This window comes from Sphingopyxis sp. (genome assembly GCF_016463645.1).
Classification (GTDB): Bacteria; Pseudomonadota; Alphaproteobacteria; order Sphingomonadales; family Sphingomonadaceae; genus Sphingopyxis.
This window is the reverse complement of record NZ_JAEMQX010000007.1, coordinates 55,671-72,948: the sequence shown is the minus strand read 5'-3', so window position 1 is coordinate 72,948 and position 17,278 is coordinate 55,671. Positions and strand designations below refer to the sequence as shown.

Here is a 17,278-nt window from a genome sequence, read left to right as displayed (position 1 = left end):
GAACGCGCGCATCCGTCCCGATGGACGCGCTCAGCGTGACTAATTCAATGAAATATATGGGGTTATTTGCGTCGCCACGAAGCGTCAGCGGTGCAGGCTCATCAGTCCTTAATCAATGAGTGGGAGGAATAGTTCGCCAACAAATTGAATTGGACGATGAGCCCCAAGGCGCGGCAAATGGCGCCAACTCAAAAAATGCCGTGGGGAGGACAGTCATGGTCACAGCCTTTAGGACAAATTTGCTTTGTGCCACCGCGCTATCGATCGCGTGTGCGCTTGCAGTGCCGGCACATGCCCAGGACGCTGCATCGCAGGGCGAAAAGCCCGAGGCGCAGGAAGGTGGCCTTGAGACAATCGTCGTCACGGCGCAGAAGCGCGAACAGAATTTGCAGGATGTTCCAGCCGCCGTTTCCGCCATAGGCGGCGAGACGCTGCGCACGCGCGGCATCACGGAGACCTCAGACTTGATGGGCGCGATCCCCAGCCTGCAAGTCACCACTCCCTATGGTCGCACCCAACCGAATTTCTCGCTGCGCGGGATTTCAGTGGCGAACGAATTTTCCGCCTCCACTGCGTCGCCGGTTGGCGTCTATGTCGATGAAGTCTATCAGAGCTTCCGGGCGAGCCATGGCCTGCAACTCTATGACATCGACCGGGTCGAGGTACTGCGCGGACCGCAAGGAACACTCTACGGTCGCAACACCACGGGTGGCGCGATCAGCTTCTTCACGCGCAAGCCGGATCTGGGAGAGGCCAATGGCTATCTGACCGCCGGCTATGCCAATTACGACACTTTCACGGTGCAGGGCGCCGCTGAAGCGACGCTGGTTCCCGACATCTTGGGCGTCCGCGTCGCCGGTACTTTTGCAAAAGGGGATGGTTGGCAGCGCAATGTACTGCCTGGGAATGAGCGCGACCTAGGGACCACCGATACGATCGGCGGTCGCATCTCGATCCGCTTCCGGCCCGATCCCGATCTCGACATCAATTTGAAGCTCTATGCCGCGAAGGACGATCCATGGGGCACCGCGCCCTATGCAGGTGGTCAACTCGCGGGCGGGCAGGATGCGCTCGGCTATTCGCGTTACGATCCGCAACCTTTCCTAGGCGGGCGGTTGCTGCGTGACAATGAGGTCGCAGTTGATCGGGTAGGTAAGAACATCAGCAAGTCGAAAGGGATAGCCCTCAACATCAAATGGGATGTCAGCGACCAATTCTCCGTCACCTCGATTACCGGCTACGACACCGGCGACTATATCAACAATCCTGATGATTGCGATGGCGGCCCAGCCGATCTCTGCTCGATCGGCTACACGTCGACGAGCAAGAATTTCAACCAGGACCTGCGTTTCAGCTATTCGAACGACCGCCTCGATATCATTGCCGGCCTTTATTATGGCAGGGACAAGGTCAAGACGGTCAACTACCCGGACTTTTTCGGGGCGCTGAGGCCGCTGCTGCTTGGCGCCGGTCTTCCGGGCAGCTACAATAACGCCGCAATCGGAACGCCCGACGCGATCCGCTATATCCCAGCCTTTGCCGCCAATCCGGCGTTGGGGCCTGGCGATGCCGGATTCTGCGACGCGATCGAGATCAATCCCAACGGCTTCCTTGATGCACGCTCGCTGATTGCACTCCAGACCGACATCGCGATCAATAATACGGGCAATGGCGGCATGGGGGGTAGCTTTTCGGCGGGCTGCGCCGGGGCAGGCGCGCCTCCGTTCACCCCGATCCTCGGCGAACAGCGTTTTGACGTGTCGCGCCCCTCGAAGGCGATCTACGGCGACGTAACCTGGAAAGCGACCGAGCGGCTGACCGTGGCGGTGGGTGCACGCTACACCCAGGATAAGGTCAATTACCTTAACGGCAGCACTTTCCTCTATGCGCTCGACGGTACGACGCCGGTTGTCAACCTGATCCCCTACAGCAATCCATACAACCCCAATCTCGCGCCGCTTGAGCAGCGCGAAAAGGCAAACAGGCTAACCGGCCGTATCAATGTCAGCTATGAGTTCGCCGATGATATCATGGGCTATCTCCAGTACAGTCGCGGTTACCGCAGCGGCAGCTTCAACGGGCTTGCCTATCAGGGCGTCAATCAAGTCTATTATATCCAGCCTGAAAAGGTGAATGCATATGAGGCGGGGCTCAAAACCCGGCTGTTCGATCGCCGCGTCCAACTTAACCTCGCGGGCTTCTACTACGAGTATTCGAATCACCAAGTAACGCAGGTGGTCGGCGCTACAACCTTCACGCGCAGCGCCAATGGTCGCCTGTTCGGTGGCGAGGCCGAACTCGCCTGGCAGGTGGCCGATACGTTGCGTTTCGATGCTTCGCTGGGCTATCTCAACAGCAAGTACAAAGGCAATGTGATCGATCCGGCAAACCCGGCCAGCCCGACATTGAACGTCAACGGCAATCCCTTCCCGAACGCGCCGGAGGTTACGTTCCAGGCCGGATTCGACTGGGATATGATCGATGACGGCACCAACAAGCTGACCTTGCGCGGTGATGCGTCCTACATGGGCAAGTACTATTTTGATCCGTTCAAGAATTATGGGCAGACACCGTGCGATACACCCCCAGCGGGATCGAACATAACGCTCGCGGGTAAGGCGATTACATGCGCAAATCCGGGCTACTGGCTCGCCAATGCGCGATTAACCTATGCGCACGACAATATGTCGGTTAGCTTGTGGGCGAAGAATCTGTTCGACAAATATTACTACACCTACGGCCTCAACCTCAACGTGTTCGGCTACGATTATCTGAACCGCGGCATGCCGCGCACTTATGGCGTCGAAGCGACAGTCAAGTTCTGATCGCTGCTGCGACGGGGGCGGCGGGCATCCTCTCCCGCCCGCTGCCCCCGATTTTTTCGACCTGACTTTCAGACCGAGGAGTATCCATGATGCGTTCCACCGGCAACGGTCCCTCATTCATCGGCACGGCGTACAGAATCGAGCGCGCTGTGATCACTGAGATCGGCGCAGCTGAAAGCACCGCCCAGGCGAGCAGCGCCGAGCGGCCAGCGCGCCTCCGGACGATTTAACGTGGATGCGTCTCGGAACAGAACTGAGCTGGAACGAATTTTCGCGACCCAACGCGAAGGGACGCGTGAGCAGGTTTCGCGCAGCTACGAAGAACGCATGGACCTGCTCGGGCGCCTTGGCCGGATATTTGAGCAGCACAGAGACGAATTGGTCGATGCCGTTGCCGCCGATTTCGGCATTCGATCCCGCTACGAGACTATCCTGCTCGACCTGATGCTTGGCATATCGGAAATTAAATTTGCGCGCCGCAATCTGAAGACGTGGCTGAGGCCGCGGCGGGTGAAGACTGACATCTTCGGCCTTCCCGGTTCATCGCGCCTGGTCCCCCAGCCCCTAGGTGTGGTGGGCGTTCTCGGCACGTGGAACTATCCGCTCGGCACCATATTCGTTGGCGCGGCCGGTGCATTGGCGGCCGGCAACCGCGTGATCGCAAAGCCGAGCGAAGTTTCCGCCAACGCCGCCGAAGCCAGCGAGCGGCTTGTGCGCCGGTATTTCGCCGAAGAGGAATTCGCGATTGTCCAGGGCGGGCCCGACATGGCACAGGCGATGACGGCCCTACCTTTCGACCATATTCTCTTCACCGGTTCACCCGCGGTTGGCCGCAAAGTCTATGAAGCGGCGGCTGCCAACCTTACACCTGTTACTCTGGAACTTGGCGGCAAATGCCCTGCCATCGTGGGCAAGGGTGCATCGCTTGCACAAGTCTGTGAAAGCTTAGTGTTCGGCAAGCTGCTCAACGCCGGCCAGACCTGCATCGCCGCTGACTATGCCTTCGTCCATGTCGATCAGATGGAAAGCTTCGTCGCCGCACTCCGCGCTCAGGTTGCCAAATGCTACCCCAACGCGGCAAGCAACCCCGATTTCACCAGTATCATCAATGACCGACAGTTCGCGCGGCTCCAAGGTTTGCTCGATGATGCCGAAGCCAAGGGCGCGACGGTGCTCAACCTCTCGGACAACGGCGATGGAACGCTTCCTGAACGGCATCGGATCGTGCCGTTGGCGGTTCTCGACGTTACCGATGACATGGCGATGATGCAGGAGGAGATTTTCGGACCGATCCTGCCGATCATGCCATATCGCTCCGAAGACGAGCTCATTCGCTACGTAAACCGGCATGAGCGCCCGCTGGCGCTCTATTATTTTGGCGACGAAAGTGAGGAACGGCGCAAGATCATTTCCGAAACGCACGCTGGCGGCGTGACTCTCAACGGCACGGTCATGCACGTCTTCCAGCGCCGGCTGCCTTTCGGTGGCATCGGACAGAGCGGCATCGGTGCCTATACCGGCGTCGCCAGTTTCGAGCGCTTCACTCATTACAAGCCGGTGTTCTCTCAGCCGAAACTCAGCCTGCTTGGTCAACTTCTGCCACCCTATTCGAGCAAGACCGAAGGACTACTCAACATCTTCGAAAAGATCCTCTGACGTGGCTGCGGCGGTTGATGCTGGCATGTTGCATGACGCCGGGTCGCCAGCATGGGTCGAATGACAAGGGAAGCAAATGGCTGACTATGTAATTATTGGAGGTGGGTCGTCGGGCGGCGTTATCGCCAGCCGGTTGTCCGAGGACCCCGATGTCACCGTTTGCCTGCTCGAGGCAGGCGGCCCAGGCACCTCGCCGCTTGTGTCCACGCCCGGCGCTTTTGCGGCGCTGATCCAAGACTATCGGATCAATACGCTCAACTGGCGGTTCAACACCGACCCTTCAAAGGCGCTCAACGACCGCCGCCTCTACAATCCGCGCGGGAAGATGCTGGGTGGATCGAGCGGTATGAACGGGATGGTCTATATCCGCGGCGACCGGTCGGATTTCGACCACTGGGCCGAACTCGGCAACGACGGCTGGGGTTACAACGATGTCCTGTCCTATTTCCGCAAGGCTGAGAATAATGAGCGCGGTGAGGATGAGTTTCACGGCTCGTCGGGACCGCTTCACGTATCCAACGGCAAGCGCGAATTCGATGTCTATGATGCTTTCATCGAGGCGGCGACTGGACTGGGCCATCAAGCCAATCCGGACTTCAATGGTGCCAGCCAGGAAGGTGTCGGCATCTATCAGTTTACCGTGAAGGACGGGAAGCGCGCCAGCGTGAAGGCGTGTTACCTTGATCCGGTGATGGGCAGGCGCGGCAACCTCCGCGTCGAAGTACATGCCCGCGTCCATCGTATCAGGTTTGAGGGCAACCGCGCGGTGGCAGTCGAGTATTCCCAGGACGGGCAGTTGAAGACGATCCCGTGCGAAAAGGAAGTCATTGTCAGCGGCGGCGCCTATAATTCGCCCCAACTGTTGATGCTTTCCGGTATCGGACCGCGTGATGAGTTGGAGAAGCATGGAATCGAAGTGATTCATGATATTCCCGGTGTCGGCCAGAATCTTCACGACCATCCTGACCTGATGCTGGTCTACCAGTCGAAGAAGCGGCTCGGGATCGCACTCAATGTCGTTGGCGCGCTCAAGACCGTGCGAGACCTATTCCAGTATCTCACGCAAAGGAAAAGCTGGCTGGCATCGCCGCCCACGGCTGCAGGCGGTTTCTTGCGATCCGCGCCGGGGCAGAACCGGGCGGACTGCCAGGTCCATGTCGTGCCGCTCGCCTATCGCGACCATGCGCGCGACTACAAGCTGATGACGAAATGGGGCTATACGATCATTCTCAATATTGGGCGCCCAAAGAGCCGCGGCTGGGTTGCCTTACATGACTCAAACCCCGAATCCGATCCCAAGATGGACCTCAATCTCTTGAGTCATCCCGACGACCTCAAGACGTTGCGCAATGCCTTCCGTGTCGTGCAGGAGATCCTGCATTCGGATCGCATGAAGGCGATGATGAAACGGCCTCTCTATCCTGACCGCTACCTTGAAACTGATGAAGAGATCGACGCCTATATCCGGGCAGAAGCCAATCATGCTTATCATCCGGTGGGAACATGCAAGATGGGCACCGACGAGATGGCGGTGGTCGACAACCGCCTGCGCGTTCACGGCCTCGCAAATATCCGCGTGGCCGATGCCTCGATCATGCCATCAGTCGTCAACGGCAACACCAATGCAACCTGCATCATGATCGGCGAGAAAGCCGCCGACATGATCCGGCACGATAATATGAGCAGCAAGAATAGCATCGCAGAATATTGAATTGGACGATTGGATCAATGCTGCAGACACAGATGCTTACGAAAAGAAGTCCGGAGAGGCCTATCGCATGTCAGTTTATTATGTGTCGACTGCGCCATTGTGGGCGAGCGCCTTAGAGGAGCGCGGCTGATGGACGTCCGTACGCAAATACGTCGCGCCGCACGTTATTTCGCCCAGCAAGAGGCTCTCGTTCACGGCCACAGGCGGTTGACTTTCTCGGAAGCCTGGTTGCGCGGCGTGAAGCTCGCAAATGCTCTTGCGGAGTGCGGCCTTCAACCGGGTGACCGGATTGCTACGCTGGAGAAGAACTCCATCGAGGCCGCCGACATCATACTGGCGGCTGCCATTGGAAACTATACGCGTGTTCCTCTCTATGCGCGCAACCGATGTGAAGCGCACGCCCATATGATCGCGAGTACCGGATCTCGGTTGGCGCTGGTCGATGAGGCATTGGCTTCGGAGTTGGCGGGGCTGGATGCCCAAGCTCCGACGCTTGAGCGGATCATTATCCGCGATCACAACTATGAGAATTGGTTGGCGACAGCCTCGGACCGGGATCCTGATCCCGTCGTCGCGCCGGAGGACTATTGTGTCATCCGCCACACCGGCGGCACGACGGGCAAACCCAAGGGCGTTGCCTATCGGCACCGTTCATGGATGACGATCTCCGCCGCATTTTTCAGCATCGGCCCCCAAGTGGCCCCAGGGGATGCCATTCTGCATGTCGGCCCGTTGTCCCATGCATCGGGCTTCCTGTTCGTGCCGGCCTGGTATTGCGGCGCCCGCAACGTGATGATGGACGGCTTCGATCCAGCGTCCTTTCTTGACACTCTCGAGCAGGAACGGATCAGCCATGCCTTTGTAGCCCCCACCATGCTCAATGCCATAGTGCATCACGACGGGGCATATGGCCGCCACTTTCCGAATTTGAAGTTTCTGCTGAGTGCTTCAGCGCCGATCTCCGAGCCGACGCTTCGCAAGTCGTGCCAGATATTCGGGAATCATGTTCTTCATTCGGGCTATGGACAGACCGAAATCCTGCCCATCGCGTCTATGGGGCCCAACGAGTGGTTCGGCGAATTTGAAGGTTCTGCCCCAATTCGGGCGGTCGGACGTCCCATGAGTGGCGCCGATATCGAAATCCGTAACGAGGACGGAAAGGTGCTGGGACCAAACGAGCCCGGCGAGATCGTCGCACGGTTCGAAAATGGCCAGATGGAGGAATTCTGGAACGATCCGGAGGAAACCGCCCGGCGCATGGAAGATGGCTGGGTCAAAACCGGCGATGTCGGCATGATCGACACAAACGGATTTTTGTATCTGCTCGATCGCAACAACGACATGATCGTGTCAGGCGGCTTCAATATCTATCCCACCGAAATCGAAAACGTAATTGCCGACCATCCCGGTGTACTCGAGGTCGCGGTCTTTGGCGTGCCCCATGAAAAATGGGGTGAAACGCCGCTTGCAATGGTGCGTGTCAAGCCCGGAGCACAAATCACGGAGACCGAGATAATAGATTTGGTGCGCCAGCGTCTGGGCTCCGCAAAAAAGCCAAGCAAGGTCGTTTTTACCGCCGAGCCACTGCCGTTGAGCAATGTCGGAAAGGTGCTTCGTTCAAAGCTTCGAGAGCCCTATTGGGCGGGCCAGGACCGGCGCATTTCGGGGGCATGACCGACGCAGCCATCCTAGCCACATCCTCTATTCCGGTGACCGCCTGCCGGCGCGCGGGAGACTGCAATGGACTATGAATACATCCTGGTTGAGCAACGCGGCCCAGCGCTTTGGGTGACCCTCAACCGGCCGGCAGCGTTGAACAGTCTGTCGTTGGCTTTGGCCGAGGAACTCGCCGCAGCGATCGAGGCAGCGGAAGCAGATGCGACGGTGCGCGCTTGCATTCTTACCGGCGCCGGACGGGCGTTTTGCGCTGGCGCGGATCTGCTCGCAATTGGCGATGGAACAGGCGGACAAACTCTCGCCGAACGCTTAAATCTGTTTCTGCCGCCGCTCGGTCAGGCTTTTAACAGGATCGAGACGTCGCGCCTTCCGATAATTGCGGCGGTCAACGGCCTTACGCTCGCCGGCGGCTTGGAACTGGTGTTGTGCTGTGATCTCGTCATTGCCGCGCACCCGGCCAGATTTGGCGACGCCCATGCAAATTACGGCCTGTTGCCCGGCGGTGGAGGGTCGGTTCGACTCCCTAGGAAGATCGGCGAAGCGCGTGCGAAACATCTGATGATGACCGGCGGGACCATCTCGGCTGCCGAGATGAAGGAAGCCGGACTCGTGACCCAACTGGTTGCTCCCGAGGATCTCATTGCGGCAGCGCAAGCGCTGGTAGAATCTCTTGCAGAAAAGAGCCGGCCAGGGCTCGCCTACATGAAGCAGCTAGTCCGCGCTGCGCAGGATAGCTCGCTCGAAGTCGGGCTGCGTCAGGAACTCGAAACCATGGCTGCTTACGCCTTGTCCAACGACATTGTCGAAGGACTGGCGGCATTCCGGGAGAAGCGGAAGCCCGATTTTTCCGACCGGTGAGACCTGATCGGATGCGGAACACATTGGAAGAATGGATCAACGAATGACCGACATATTCGTCATGGGGGTTGGGATGACCCCGTTCGGAAAACAGTTCGACAAGAGCCTGAAAATGCTCTGCGCCGAAGCTTCGTCGCAGGCCTTTTCCGACGCAGGATGCACCGCCGGCGATGTCGAAGCCATCTTCTTCGGCAATTGCGTCCAGGGGCATATGGAGGGCCAGGACATGATCCGCGGCGAAATCGTGGCGCGAGCGATGGGCATCTCAAGCGTTCCCGTGGTGAATGTCGAAAACGCATGTGCGACGGCTTCCACGGCCTTGCACATGGCCGCCGCCTATGTTCGATCGGGGGCAGCGGATGTCGTACTCGCGCTCGGCGCGGAGAAGATGTACTCGCCCGACAAGGCGCTCATGTTCAGTGCATTCGATGGCGCTTGGGACGTGCATGAAACCGAGTCGGGCCGCGCGCAGCTGCTGGCCATGGGCAATGGCGTCGATGTTCCGGAAGGAACGACATCGAGTCAGCCTTACAGCGTTTTCATGGATGTATACGCCGCGATGGCACGCGCGCACATGAAGACCTACGGCTCGACGCAAGCGCAAATCGCGGCCGTCTCGGCGAAAAATCACATGCATTCGACGCGCAATCTGCTTGCCCAGTATCGCCTCCCATATACCGTCGAAAGTGTACTCGCTGCGCCTCCGATCGTTTACCCGTTCACACTGCCGATGTGCTCCCCGATCAGCGACGGCGCCGCCGCTGCGATCATCTGCAGCGAAGCCGGTCGGCGCAAACTGTCGGCAGCCCCGGACAGGGCGCTAAGAATCCTGGCGTCTGTGCTGCAAACCGGCGCCGCGCGCGATCCCTTTGATTATGACCACCATGTCAGCCGCCTTGCGGCGAACCGGGCCTATGCGATGGCCGGCGTGGGGCCAGAAGATATTGGCGTCGCGGAGGTGCATGACGCCACGGCGGTTGGCGAGATCATTGAAATCGAGGCGCTCGGCCTGACGCCGCCTGGCGAGGGCGGACTCGCGGCAGAGCGCGGTGAGACGGCGCTGGGTGGGCGTATTCCGGTAAACACGTCGGGCGGGCTTGAATGCAAGGGACATCCGATCGGCGCCACCGGGCTCGGCCAAATCTACGAGCTTGCGCTGCAATTGCGCGGCGAGGCGGAAGATCGACAGGTTCCGAATGCCCGGTTCGCGATCGCGCAGAACGGCGGAGGTGTCATCGGGGTGGAAGAGGCGGTGGTCGCCGTCACGATCCTGGGCCGGTAGTTGTCAGAGCGCGCCTAGGGAAACACGGGGTCACGATATGAACTTTGAGCTGTCCGATGAACAACGCATGGCGGTGGAAACCGTCCGCCGCTTTCTCGACAACAAGCTTGAGCCGGAAATCCGCCGGCATGGGGAGCGATTCATCCCCAAACCGCTCATGAAGGAATGGACTCAAGCACTGACCGGCTATGGCCATATTACCGCACCGCATCAGGAGCAATGGGGCGGGCTTGATATGGGATGGCTCACTCATCTGCTCATTTTCGAGGAGATCGCCTATTCCTCGCTCGATGTGGCCATACCCGGCTTCATCAACGCGGTTGGCGCAGAACTCATCCGCCGCTTCGCCCCGGAGACGATCAAGCAACGCTATCTTGCCGACCTCGTCGCGGCCGAGAAGTTCGTTTCGCTCGGCATCTCGGAGCCCGATGTCGGCTCGGACGTCGCCGCCATCAAGACACGCGCCGTACGAGACGGCGATTTCTGGGTCATCAATGGCGAAAAGACCTGGATCACCAACGGAGCCTACTCGGACATCTTCATCTGTACGTGCAAGACTGGCGAAAATGAAGTCACTCACATCCTGGTCGATCGTGACGAGAGTGAGTATGAGGTGCGCGATATCCAGAAGATGGCGCTCAACGGCCAATCGACTGCACAGATATTCCTGTCCGATTGCCGCGTACCGGTGGCAAACACGATCGGCCGGGTCGGCGATGGATTGCGCAATACGTTGCAAGTGTTCGAGATTGCCCGCTGCCATATGGCGATGTGGAGTATCGGCATCGCACGGCGAGCAATGGATGAGGCGATCGCGTACGCTCGCGATCGCGCGCAGCATGGCAAGAAGATCGCCGGCCATCAGCTGATCGCCGACAAGATCGCCATCATGGCGACCAAGATCGACGCAGCCCGTCTGTTGACGCACCGGGCAATATCCCTCGTCCAGGCGGGCACGCGCGCAGAGACGGAATGCTCGATGGCCAAGTGGTACGCCACCGAAATGGCGATCGAAGCGACGCGCGATGCGCTTCAGATCCATGGCGGCAACGGCGTCACCCGCGAATTCATCGTTGAGCGGCTGGTGCGTGAGGCGATCATTTGCCCCATCCCCGATGGCACGACGGAGATTCAAAAGCTTGTTGTTTCGCGCGCCCTGACCGGCATTCAAGCCTTTCGGTAAGGCTCAGACGAAAACGACAGCGTCGACGGAAATGGAGCCGCGTGCCTGACTCGCACAGGATCAAATGCGCAGATGCGTCGCTCAGGTAAAAGAGGCAGACAAGCGATGGACGAAGAGCTTCGTTTCGATGGCAGGGTAGTGGTTGTGACCGGAGCCGGAGGCGGACTTGGGCGCCAGTACGCGCTGATGTTTGGCGGGCGCGGAGCCAAGGTGGTGGTGAATGATCTGGGTGGCGACGAGAAAGGGAGCGGCAGCTGCTCCACAGCCGCTGACAATGTGGTCGACGAAATTCGAGCCACGGGCGGTCAGGCGGTGGCAAATTATGCGTCGGTCGAGGAGGGCGCGCTGATCATCCAAGCCGCGGTTGACAACTTCGGAACCGTTGACGTCGTCATCAACAATGCCGGCATCCTGCGCGATGTGAGCTTCCACAAAATGACCGACGAAGACTGGACACTGCTTCAGCGGGTCCATCTGAATGGGACGCGGGCAGTGACGCAGGCAGCATGGCCGATACTGCGCGACAAGGGCTATGGCCGCATCGTCATGACCACGTCTGCAGCCGCAATCTACGGCAACTTCGGTCAGGCCAACTATGCCGCAGCCAAGCTCGGAATATTGGGGCTTGCGAACGCGCTGGCGGAGGAGGGGCGGTCCAGAAACATCCAGGTTAATACGATCGCCCCAATCGCCGCATCGCGTATGACCGCGACTGCCTTTCCACAAGAGTTTCTCGCCAATCTCAGAGCGGAAGCGATCAGTCCATTGGTCGGTTGGCTTGCGCACGAGAATTGCAGCGAAACCAAAGGGCTTTTTGAAGTTGGAGCCGGCTATATCGCCAAGCTTAGGTGGGAGCGCGCGCTTGGGCACGCCTTCGGAGCGGACAGGGCGTTCACGCTCGATGATGTCGCCCGGCACTGGGGTAGAATTGTCGACTTCACGGATGCCGAGCACCCGCTCGGGCTGAATGACAGCCTTGAGGCGGTAGAACGGGCGCTGAGAGCGTAATCAACCCGATGAATTACCATGATATTTTTGAGCGGCCGTCGGGCTGCCGATGGCGTCGTGCTGCCGCCAGATATCGATGAGCAGCAGGAATAGTTCTGCAGCGAATTGAATTGGACGACGGCCCTCAAATGCCGCCAAACGGCATGAACTACACAATATCTCCTGGGAAGAGAGGATCAGCCATGAGAGGATGTCTATTGGCTTCTGCCGCGTTGTTGTGCTCGGGAACAGCATTTGCCCAGGAAGCAACGCCCCAGGCGAACGACCAAACCGGGAGCGCCACGGAAGCGCTGGCTGAGGACATTGTCGTTACCGCCACCAAAAAGGGCTATGGCGAAAGCGTGCAGAAAGTACCGATGGCGGTCACGGCTTTTGGTGAAGCGCAGCTGGATGCCAAGTTCGTCCAGAATCTTCAAAGTCTGAGCTACGACGTTCCCAACGTCCAGCTCGAGGATGTGGGTACGGCACCGGGCTATGCCAATTTCACTATCCGGGGCCTCGGCATCAACAGCACGATCCCATCGATCGACCCCACCGTAGGCGTTTTCACTGACGGTATTTACCTCGGCATCAACGCTGGTGTCGTGCTGGACAACTTCGACCTTGAGGGGATCGAAGTTCTGCGTGGACCGCAAGGCTTGCTTTTCGGTCGCAACGTTACCGGCGGTGCCGTGGTTGTGCGGACCACGCGGCCCAGCTTCGATTTTGGAGCCAAAGCCAAGCTATCCATTGAAACGGGACTGAAAAAGACCGTAAGCGGCACGGTTACCGGACCTATCGTCGATGACGTTTTGGCTGCCAAATTGGCCGTCTACTACAGCGACGACAATGGCTGGTTTCGCAACCGCTTCGACAATCGCAGCTTCGGTAAATCACATGACCTTATCATTCGCCCGGCACTTTCGCTCAAGGGTGGCGACCGCTTCCGAATGGATCTCCGCTATGAGCATGGCGATGTCGAAAGCGATGGAGCCCCTGTCCAGAGTCACGCGCTGTTTCCCGCGACAGCTTCAGGTTTTCGATCAATTTCCCAGGTTTCTATGATGCCAAATGGGACCAGGCGATCGTGGAAACCAACATCGATGTCGGTCTGGGCGAAGGCGTCTTCACCAACATCGCTGGCTATCGGAAATTCCGATCCTCCGCGGGCGCTGATATCGATGGAACACCACAGTCCTTCTTTCATGCCTTTTTCGAAATCGACCAGGATCAACTCAGCGACGAACTTCGTTATGCCGGAAGGTTCGGTGACGTCGAATTGACAACCGGTCTATACTATTTTTCCCAGGATCTTCGTTACGCCGAGCTGCGGAATCTTTTGGGCGGTGCTCGGATCGTTTCCGGTGGGGGTACGCAAGACCAGACAACATGGGGCATTTTTGCTTCGACCGACTGGCATTTCACCGATACGCTGACCTTGAATCTCGGCGCGCGGTATAGTTGGGAACGCAAAGCCGTTCGGGTCTCGGCCTTACGCGCAAATGGTTGCAATCTAGACACGCTGATCTGTGCAACCAATTTCGCCGACGCGGCAAAATGGCGAGGGTTTACGCCGAAAATCGGCCTTCAGTGGAAGCCGGATGACGACACGCAGATTTATGGCCTTTACACGCGCGGGTTCCGCAGCGGCGGATATAATTTGCGCAACACCGATCCCGCTGTGCCGCCGGGGCCATTCAATCAAGAGACCCAGGACAGTTTCGAACTCGGCGCCAAGAAGCAATTCGGGCGCCACCGGATCAACCTGGCGGCCTTCTACAATCGCATGAAGGACCTGCAGCGCGAGATCAACCTGCCCGGACCGCTTGGCGTCAGCCAGGTCATACGGAACACCGCCGACGCCACAATCAAAGGCGTCGAGGCCGAGGGGCAGTTTTTTCTTTTGTCCAACCTCGTGATTTCGGGTCAGCTCGGCTACGTGAATGGCCAGTATCGCAACGTCCAGTTCGACCTCAGCGGTGATGGCGTCATCAACGATGTGGATCGTGCGCTCAAATTGCCAAGGCTGTCGCCATGGACCTATGGCGTGGGGCTGACTTATGATCAGCAGCTTGGCGAATTGGGGACAGCAACGGCGCGTGTCAGCTTCACGCATCGCGACAAGGCGGCATTCACCGACAACAACGTCGGCTTCCTTCAGGGCGCCGATATGCTCGATGCGAGCCTCACATTGGCGACCGACAACAAGCACTGGCGCTTCTCCATCTATGGCCGAAACCTCCTGAATGAGGTGACGATTGGCGGCGATACACCTTTGCCGGCGGCCTTCGGGGGCACGGGTGCAAGCCTTTCACCGCTAAACAGGGGGCGCGTCATCGGCGGAGAAGTGGCGATTAGCTTCTAGGCCATTTTCGAGGCGAGTGGAATCACCCGCCAACTCGGAAAATGCCCAAGATCAATTTGCTAGAGCATTTCCTGCCGGAAAGCCGGTTCCCACTTCTGCGCGAAATGCTCTAGCTGATCGCGACGGATGCAGCGGATTTCCGATCGCACCCCGCCCCCTTGCCGTTAATCCGATGATGCGGTGCGCCATGCCTGACGAACAAGGCTGACGAGCGCACGGCCAGCCGGTTTTACCTGCCAGCGGCTACGCACAGCATAACAAAGCGTCAATGGATCGAATAAACCGATTCCCTCCAAGGCCACGAAATTGGCGCGAAACCATGAGTTCTCGGTGAACTGTTTTGCAACCATCCCGATAGCATCGGATGTGGCAACGATCCGTCGAACCAATTGAAAATAGTCTGTCATGTGGATCCAGTCAGCGGGACGCTTACCGCTTTTTTCGTACATCTGCTGAATGATCGATGTGTAGGGTTCGGAAGATGAGGGCACTACGAATTCGAACTGGACCAGCGGCTCCTTGCTGGTCGGGTTTATCCCCAGAATGGGATGATTGTTCCGCACAAAAGGCAGTATTTCGATCGAGGCGACCCGCTCGCACTTGAATTCCGGCCAGCGTGCAAAGGCCGCTTCAAGTCCAAAGGCGACATCGATATCGCCGCGCGACAGGAGTCGCACGCCCCTTTCGCTGTTGCCCGAAACGACTTCGACGCGCACTGCCGGATGGCGCCGCAGCAAAGAAACCAGAGGTTGGGTGAGCAACCAGTCGATTGACCCTGGGAACAGTCCGATTCGAAGCGGGCCCGCATAGGCGTCGGCGCGGCGGGCTGTATCTCCGAGTAGTTCAGCTGCGTCGGCAAGCAAGCGCGCTGCGCGATCAATAAATTCGCGTCCCTCCTCTGTCGGCATCGCGCCCCGTGAGGTCCGATGGAAAAGGGAATAGCCAAGATGCCGTTCGAGTTCAGCGACACTCTTGGTCACCGCCGACTGCGTGACACCAACCGCATCCGCTGCCCTGGAGAAGGAACGAAGCTGACCAACCGCGACGGCATGCTTGAGGCGAGAATCGAGCATGGACATGCCCCACAGGAATAATTGCTCCAGAGAATGAATTAGGCGAATCAAGGTCATTTTGCCAATCTTACTTTCGACACTGCCGCCCAGCACGACTGCAACCCGTCTCGAAATCTGGAGCGGCGAAACGGCCTGGATCAAAGCGCCAAGGTCTCAGACGCAGGTATGCCTGAATGACGAAAACTGGTCCGCTTGCAGGCCTCAAAATACTCGAAATTGCGGGCATCGGCCCGGCGCCGTTTTGCGGAATGCTGTTGGCCGACCTTGGCGCCGATGTCGTCGTCATTGAACGCGTAAGCCCTAACTCCGAAAATATCGATCTTGGCAGCGGCGCCATTGTGAACCGCGGGAAACGTGTAATTGCCTTGGATCTGAAGTCCCCCGAAGGCGTCGCGCATGTCCTGGATCTCGTCCAAAGGGGCGATGTACTGATCGAAGGCATGCGGCCTGGGGTGATGGAGAGGCTCGGCCTTGGTCCCGAGGTTTGCCTAGCGCGTAACCCCCGCCTTGTATTCGGTCGCATGACGGGTTGGGGGCAGCAGGGACCTCTCGCCCAAGCGGCCGGCCATGACATCAACTATATCGCGCTGTCAGGAGCCCTTTGGTATGCTGGGCATCCCGGTGAACCGCCAATGGCGCCGCCAAGCCTGGTAGGCGATATTGGGGGTGGAGCGCTCTATTTGGCCATCGGCGTCCTCGCAGCGGCAATGCACGCGCGGGATACCGGGAATGGGCAAGTGGTTGACGCCGCGATCGTCGATGGGAGCGCTCACATGATGAACTTGCTCCTGAGCCTGAAGGCCGCCGGCCAGGTTGCCAGCATACGCGGCTGCAGCATCCTTGACGGCCCTCACTGGTACTCGACCTATCGGTGCGCCGACGGGAATTTCATCTCAGTCGGATCACTCGAGCCCAAGTTCTATGCGCTGCTTTGCAAAAAGCTGGGGTTGGCCGGCGATAGCAGTTTTGACGACGGCTATGATCGTGATGCCTGGCCCGAGCTCAAGCAGCGTTTTAGCGAGATATTCGCCATGCGGACACGGGAAGAATGGCGCACACTGCTGGAAGGCAGCGATGCCTGCTTTGCCCCCGTGCTTGATCCGGACGAAGCGGCGCGCCATCCTCATATGGCAGCGCGAGGCGTCTATCGGGAGATCGACAATATCCTCCAGGCAATGCCGGCGCCACGTTTTTCGGGCTCGTCACTACCGATCCCCGGACCGATCCCGCTGCATCATGAAGATCCGAGTACAATTCGGCGGGGCTGGAGCAAACCGGACCGCTGCGGGATTACCGCCAGAACCGACTGTTGCGAGTAGTCGGTTGGCATGGTGGGCGGCCAGCGGCCCGACACGAACGGTGATTTCATAACTATGAACCAATGCGACGCTCCGCTTCGCTGCGCTGCATTCAAATCAAAGGAGACAACGACACACAGGCACGTCAAACTATCCGATGATTCCTGTACGCCACGCCGGAACGGCGATTGCGGACGTGTCCACGGGACGTTGTTCGCATCGTGATTCGCTCGGCGCTTGAAATCAATGCTCGCCCCGGATGTGACGACGCCGATGGGATTTCCACTGCGGCGTCCACGGCCAATGTCCTGGCGTGAGGGCTTCGGTCATCGACCGATTCGACCGTCCGAATGCGGTCTTTTG

General features: G+C 58.8%; 12 protein-coding genes. 11 read left to right on the top strand and 1 reads right to left on the bottom strand.

All coding sequences use genetic code 11. The features are described 5' to 3' along the window. The first annotated feature begins 215 nt into the window (after nt 1–215). The 10 genes from JHC57_RS03715 (at nt 216) to JHC57_RS03670 (ending at nt 14,544) form a co-directional block, all read left to right on the top strand. On the top strand, nt 216–2,825 hold the full coding sequence (locus JHC57_RS03715) for a TonB-dependent receptor (protein WP_246552943.1): 2,610 nt from the start codon (nt 216–218) through the stop codon (nt 2,823–2,825). A 231-nt stretch (nt 2,826–3,056) separates the two neighbouring features. After that, nucleotides 3,057–4,481, top strand: coding sequence for an aldehyde dehydrogenase family protein (locus tag JHC57_RS03710; protein ID WP_157228455.1), 1,425 nt, complete (start codon nt 3,057–3,059; stop codon nt 4,479–4,481). Nucleotides 4,482–4,557: 76 nt separating this feature from the next. Beyond that, the gene (locus JHC57_RS03705) at nt 4,558–6,192 is read left to right on the top strand and encodes a GMC family oxidoreductase N-terminal domain-containing protein (protein ID WP_294028701.1); all 1,635 of its coding nucleotides are present in this window, start codon (nt 4,558–4,560) and stop codon (nt 6,190–6,192) included. A gap of 129 nt (nt 6,193–6,321) precedes the next feature. Then, the gene (locus JHC57_RS03700) at nt 6,322–7,866 is read left to right on the top strand and encodes an AMP-binding protein (RefSeq protein ID WP_026108915.1); all 1,545 of its coding nucleotides are present in this window, start codon (nt 6,322–6,324) and stop codon (nt 7,864–7,866) included. 66 nt (nt 7,867–7,932) lie between these two features. Next, nucleotides 7,933–8,727: an enoyl-CoA hydratase/isomerase family protein gene (locus JHC57_RS03695; RefSeq protein ID WP_011415062.1), complete on the top strand. Its 795-nt coding sequence runs from the start codon at nt 7,933–7,935 to the stop codon at nt 8,725–8,727. Nucleotides 8,728–8,770: 43 nt separating this feature from the next. Continuing rightward, nucleotides 8,771–10,009 carry a thiolase family protein gene (locus JHC57_RS03690; protein WP_011415063.1) on the top strand — a complete coding sequence of 413 codons (1,239 nt, stop codon included), beginning with the start codon at nt 8,771–8,773 and terminating at the stop codon, nt 10,007–10,009. A gap of 37 nt (nt 10,010–10,046) precedes the next feature. Further along, nucleotides 10,047–11,192 carry an acyl-CoA dehydrogenase family protein gene (locus JHC57_RS03685; RefSeq protein WP_017499968.1) on the top strand — a complete coding sequence of 382 codons (1,146 nt, stop codon included), beginning with the start codon at nt 10,047–10,049 and terminating at the stop codon, nt 11,190–11,192. A gap of 105 nt (nt 11,193–11,297) precedes the next feature. Next, nucleotides 11,298–12,200, top strand: a complete 903-nt coding sequence (locus tag JHC57_RS03680) for an SDR family oxidoreductase (protein ID WP_011415065.1) — start codon at nt 11,298–11,300, stop codon at nt 12,198–12,200. 197 nt (nt 12,201–12,397) lie between these two features. Further along, on the top strand, nt 12,398–13,462 hold the full coding sequence (locus tag JHC57_RS03675) for a TonB-dependent receptor plug domain-containing protein (protein WP_231679520.1): 1,065 nt from the start codon (nt 12,398–12,400) through the stop codon (nt 13,460–13,462). Then, the gene (locus JHC57_RS03670; RefSeq protein WP_231679523.1) at nt 13,357–14,544 is read left to right on the top strand and encodes a TonB-dependent receptor; all 1,188 of its coding nucleotides are present in this window, start codon (nt 13,357–13,359) and stop codon (nt 14,542–14,544) included. Before JHC57_RS03675 ends, JHC57_RS03670 begins: the two co-directional genes overlap by 106 nt. 164 nt (nt 14,545–14,708) lie before the next feature. Here the strand turns inward: JHC57_RS03670 and JHC57_RS03665 are convergent, their stop codons facing one another. Continuing rightward, nucleotides 14,709–15,710 (bottom strand): LysR family transcriptional regulator, encoded by a 1,002-nt coding sequence (locus tag JHC57_RS03665; RefSeq protein WP_017499965.1) that lies wholly within the window; start codon nt 15,708–15,710, stop codon nt 14,709–14,711. A gap of 80 nt (nt 15,711–15,790) precedes the next feature. Between JHC57_RS03665 and JHC57_RS03660 the strand changes: the two genes are divergently transcribed. Further along, nucleotides 15,791–16,936, top strand: a complete 1,146-nt coding sequence (locus JHC57_RS03660) for a CaiB/BaiF CoA-transferase family protein (protein WP_026108913.1) — start codon at nt 15,791–15,793, stop codon at nt 16,934–16,936. The last annotated feature ends 342 nt before the right edge of the window (nt 16,937–17,278 follow it).